Raw genomic sequence first — 4703 nt, 5'->3', positions numbered from 1 at the left:
CCCCCCCCCCCCCCCCCCCCCCCCCCCCCCCCCCCCCCCCCCCCCCCCCCCCCCCCCCCCCCCCCCCCCCCCCGTTCCAAGGTCCTGCCGGGACCGGTGCGGGACTCGGCCCGGTCGCTCAGCCGAGGCGCTTGACCGCCGCCGCGACCCGCTCGTCGGTGGCGGTGAAGGCCACGCGGACGAACCGCGCGCCCGCCTCGCCGTAGAAGTCGCCCGGCGCGGCCAGGATGCCGAGCTCGGCCAGGTGGGCGACGGTGTCCCAGCAGGGCTCGTCCCGGGTCACCCACAGGTAGAGGCTCGCCTCGCTGTGCTCGACGCGGAAGCCGTGGGCCTCCAGGGCCGTGCGCAGGGCCTCGCGGCGGGCGGCGTAGCGGCCGCGCTGCTCGGCGACGTGGGCGTCGTCGCCGAGGGCGGCGACGACGGCGGCCTGCACGGGCGCCGCGGTCATCATGCCGCCGTGCTTGCGGATCTCCAGCAGCTCGCCGAGCACCGCGGCGTCACCGGCGACGAAGGCGGCCCGGTAGCCCGCCAGGTTGGACCGCTTGGAGAGGGAGTGGACGGCGACGATGCCCTCGTAGGAGCCGCCGCAGACCTCGTCGTGGAGGACCGAGACGGGCTCCGCCTCCCAGCCGAGCTCCAGGTAGCACTCGTCGCTGAAGAGCAGGATCCCGTGCTCGCGCGCCCAGGCCACGATCCGGATCAGGTCCTCCTTGGGGAGGACCCTGCCGGTGGGGTTGGACGGGGAGTTGAGCCACAGCAGCTTCACGCCGGCCGGGTCGAGGTCGGTCGGGTCGTCGTAGACGACGGCCTCCGCGCCGCACAGTCGGGCGCCGACCTCGTACGTCGGGTAGGCGAGGCGGGGGTAGGCGACCTTGTCGCCGGCGCCGAGGCCGAGCTGGGTGGGCAGCCAGGCGACGAGCTCCTTGGAGCCGACCACCGGCAGGACGTTGCGGTGTCCGGCGGCGCTCGCGCCGAGCCGGCCGCGCAGCCAGCCCGTGATCGCGTCGCGCAGGGCGACCGTCCCCCAGACCGTCGGGTAGCCCGGGGAGTCGGCGGCGCCCCGCAGGGCGCTCTGGATCAGCTCCGGGACCGGGTCGACGGGCGTGCCGACCGACAGGTCGACGATGCCGTCCGGGTGGGCCGCGGCCGTCGCCTTGTACGGCTCCAGCTTGTCCCAGGGAAAGGCGGGAAGGCGGTCGGATACTGCGGCCACGGGGGTCTCTGCTCTCTCTGGGTACGCGCTGGGTGCGGGTGGTGAAACGGCTCGGTCCCGTGCGGCACGAATGCCGGACGGGACCGAGGAGCGTCTGCCGTGAACGGTCAGTGCTGCGGGTTGATGTCCGCCGGCAGCGCCGCGACGAAGGGGTGGTCGCGCTCGATCAGGCCGAGCTTGGAGGCACCACCGGGCGAACCGAGCTCGTCGAAGAACTCGACGTTCGCCTTGTAGTAGTCCTTCCACTCCTCCGGGGTGTCGTCCTCGTAGAAGATGGCCTCGACCGGGCAGACCGGCTCACACGCGCCGCAGTCGACGCACTCGTCCGGGTGGATGTACAAGGACCGCTGGCCCTCGTAGATGCAGTCGACGGGGCACTCTTCGATGCATGCCTTGTCCTTGACGTCGACACAAGGCTCCGCGATGACGTAGGTCACGCTCTCGTTCCTCCTCGGTAGGGCTTTCCATTCGCGCGGGAGCGCGGCGTCGTCGATGCCCGCACCTAGTATCTCCGTTCCCGGGCACGATCCGAACAGGAGGGGCGGACAGAGCTGTGGAAATCACTGCCGGTGGGCTGCTGGAGATCCGAATCACCCCGGCTGACGTGGGTAAACGAGTCTCTGTACGACGGGTGGAGGAGGGGTCGGGGCGGTCCCCCGTCTTCGCCGACACCGTAGGGGTTCTCACATCCTGGAACGAGGGTGTGCTGACGATCACACGCAAGGACGGCGTGTCCGTCCACATCCCGGAATCATTGCTGGTCGCGGGCAAGACGGTGCCTCCCGCACCCGCCCGCCGCAGGGGACCCGCGGCTTCCTTCGAGGAGCTGGCGAGGGTCACGGCGCGGGCCTGGGCGCCCCTGGAGAGCGAGCCGCTCGGGGAGTGGACGCTGCGGGCCTCGGGGGGATTCACCCGGCGGGCCAACTCCGCCCTGCCGCTCGGCGATCCCGGCATACCCCTGGACGAAGCACTCGGCCGGGTGACCTCCTGGTACGCGGAGCGTGACCTTCCGGCGTATGTGCAGGCCTCGACCGGCTCGGCGGGCACGCAGGAGCTCCTCTGCGCGGAGCTGGAGCGGCGCGGCTGGGTCAACGAGGTCTCGGCGGAGGTCCGCATCGGCGGCCTGGCCCCGGTCGCGGACCTGGACGCCGACGTGTCGGACGTACGTCTGACCCGGACGCCCGACGAGGCGTGGCTGGGCCGCTACGGCAAGGTCCGGGACCCGGACCTGGCCCGTCGGATGCTCGTCGCGGGCCCCTCGGTGTGGTTCGCCTCGCTCTCCGACGGCAGGGCGGTCGGCCGGTGCGTGGTGGACGGGCGCTGGGCCGGCTTCGGAGCGGTCACGGTCGCCCCGGAACACCGGCGGCGGGGCCTGGCCACGGCGGTCATGAGGGCGCTGGCCCGCCGCGCGCTGGAGGAGGGCGCCTCCGCGGCGTGGCTCCAGGTGGAGACGGACAACCCCGGGGCGCGGGCGCTGTACGACGGGATGGGCTTCGCGACGCACCACGCGTACCACCACTTCCGGGCCGGGGCGACGCGGTGAGCGCGCGGACGCGGGAGCTGTTCGCGGCGGAGGCCCGCGCGGAGCGGCCCGATCTGGCGCAGTTGTGCCTGCTGCTGGCGGCGGAGGCGGACCCTGACCTGGACGAACGCGCCATGGACTGGGCGCAGATCGAACTGGACCGGCTGGCGGGGATGTTGCCGTACGGGCTGCGGGGCGGAAAGGCCTGGGCCTCGGCCCTGACGGAGCTGCTCGGGGGCCGGCTGGGCTTCCACGGCACCCCGGCGGACTACGACCGGCTCTCCTCCTCCCTGCTGCACGAGGTGCTGCGGCGCCGGCGCGGGCTGCCGATCCTGCTGTCCGTCGTCTGGATGGAGGTGGCGCGACGGGCGGGCGCGCCCGTGTACGGACTGGGGCTGCCCGGGCACTTCGTGGTGGGGTTCGGGGACCCGGAGGACGGTTTCGTCGCGGACCCCTTCGCGGGCGGCGCCTCGCTCGGCGCGGGCCCCGCGGAGCTGGCCGCGGGGCCGCGGACACCGGCCCGGACCCACGACATCGTGCTGCGGATCCTGAACAACATCCGGGCCTGGGCCTCGGCCCGGCCGGAGCATTCGGCGGTGGCCCTCTGGTCGCTGGACCTGGCGCTGCTGATGCCCTCGCACCCGGCGGCGTTGCGCTACGAGCGGGCGAGGCTGCTGGTGGAGCGGGGCGCCTTCACGGAGGGCGCGGGCGAACTGGAGGCGTACGCCGAGGTGATGGACGCCGTGGACGCCGAGTCGGCGGCCCGCATCCGCGGTGAGGCCGTGTCGGCCCGCGCGCTGCTGAACTGAGGCCCGTACGCGCGGGAGCCCCTTCCCCGGCCGGGGAAGGGGCTCCTTCGCGACGTCGTCGGCGTGGTGCCCGGGCGCTCCGGGTCAGCCGGCGTTGGTGTCGATGACCGCGATCCGCTCGGCGGGCGTCTTGCCCTTGAGTGCCTTGCCGAGGGCGCCCGCGACGTCCTCGGGGGTCACGGCGGTCTTCGCACCGGTGCCCCGCGTGACCATGACCCCGTCGAAGGTGTTCCCGTAGGTGGCCTTGAGGGCCTCCAGGTCGTACTTCTCGACGAGGCGGCCGTCCACGGCCGTCATGCTGAGGATCTTCGGCAGGGACCTGGCGCCGAAGGGAAGGGCCTTGCCGCCCGCCTTGACAGTCGCCGGGGAGGCCATGGCCGGTTCGGCGAACTCCTTCATCGCCCGGTCCAGTTCGGCCTGGTTGATGGTGGGTTCCCGGGTGGTGACCGGGAGTTCGACGGGGGCGGCCTTGCCGCCGCCGACGAGCGCGCCGAAGGCCTTGCGGACCAGGTCCACCGAGCCGTCCACGTCGAGGCCCTCGCCCGCCTTGCCGGGGACGGCGACGGCCTTGCCGGTGTCGAACTTGATGGTCGCCTCGGTGATGCTGCCGGCGCTGCCGGCCAGCTCCTGGAGCGCGTCGCGCAGCTTCTCCTCGTCGACCGGCATGACGGCGTCGGCCGTGCGCTCGACGCCGAAGAGCGTGCCGATGACGGTGACGGGGTTGTAGTCGCTGCCTGCCGCGTTGCGGACAGTGGTCTGCGCGTCCAGGGTGAGCCCGGCCTTCTCCGGCTTCAGCTCGACCTGCTTGCCGCCGACGCTGAGCTGGAGGGGGGTCGCGGCACGGGTGCCGAAGGCCTTCTCCAGCTTGTTGACGGCCTCGTCGCGGCTGCCGCTGATGTCGACGCCGAGGACGGTGGTGCCCTTGGGGACGTCGGAGTGGTTCAGGAGCAGCCCGGCGCCGTAGGCCACGCCGACCAGCGCGATGACGCCGCCGCCGAGGAGGACCAGCTTGGAGCGGCCCTTCTTGGCGGGCTTGGCGGGCTTGCCGGCCGGCTTGGCGCCCTTGGTCTGCTTGCCCGCCGGGGGCGCGGGCGGCGTCGGCCGGGTCTGCTTCGGCGGCTGCGGTCCGGGCGGGGGCACGGGCGCGACGGGACCGGGC

5 protein-coding genes are annotated in these 4703 nt (G+C 73.6%); 2 read left to right on the top strand and 3 right to left on the bottom strand.

Annotated features, from left to right (window positions below; genetic code table 11):
* Positions 1–118 precede the first annotated feature (118 nt).
* Both dapC and fdxA read right to left on the bottom strand, forming a co-directional pair.
* On the bottom strand, positions 119–1213 hold the full coding sequence (gene dapC / locus NOD94_RS40295) for a succinyldiaminopimelate transaminase (RefSeq protein ID WP_281211215.1): 1095 nt from the start codon (positions 1211–1213) through the stop codon (positions 119–121).
* Between the two features lie 107 nt (positions 1214–1320).
* A complete protein-coding gene (gene fdxA, locus NOD94_RS40290) occupies positions 1321–1650 on the bottom strand; it encodes a ferredoxin (RefSeq protein WP_281211214.1) in 330 nt (109 codons plus the stop codon).
* A 116-nt stretch (positions 1651–1766) separates the two neighbouring features.
* On the opposite strand from fdxA, the gene NOD94_RS40285 reads away from it, so the two are divergent.
* Positions 1767–2756: a GNAT family N-acetyltransferase gene (locus NOD94_RS40285; RefSeq protein ID WP_281211213.1), complete on the top strand. Its 990-nt coding sequence runs from the start codon at positions 1767–1769 to the stop codon at positions 2754–2756.
* Entirely contained in the window at positions 2753–3544 is a 792-nt protein-coding gene (locus NOD94_RS40280; RefSeq protein ID WP_281211212.1) for a transglutaminase-like domain-containing protein, read from the top strand. The genes NOD94_RS40285 and NOD94_RS40280 overlap by 4 nt, the downstream gene beginning before the upstream one ends.
* An 84-nt stretch (positions 3545–3628) precedes the next feature.
* On the opposite strand, the gene NOD94_RS40275 is transcribed toward NOD94_RS40280, so the two are convergent.
* The coding region (locus NOD94_RS40275; RefSeq protein WP_281211211.1) for a hypothetical protein at positions 3629–4703 on the bottom strand (1075 nt) is incomplete at its 5' end.

This window comes from Streptomyces sp. Isolate_45 (genome assembly GCF_024721315.2).
Lineage (GTDB): Bacteria > Actinomycetota > Actinomycetes > Streptomycetales > Streptomycetaceae > Streptomyces.
Note: the sequence above shows the minus strand (reverse complement) of the source record. Positions and strands in the feature narration are given on the sequence as shown.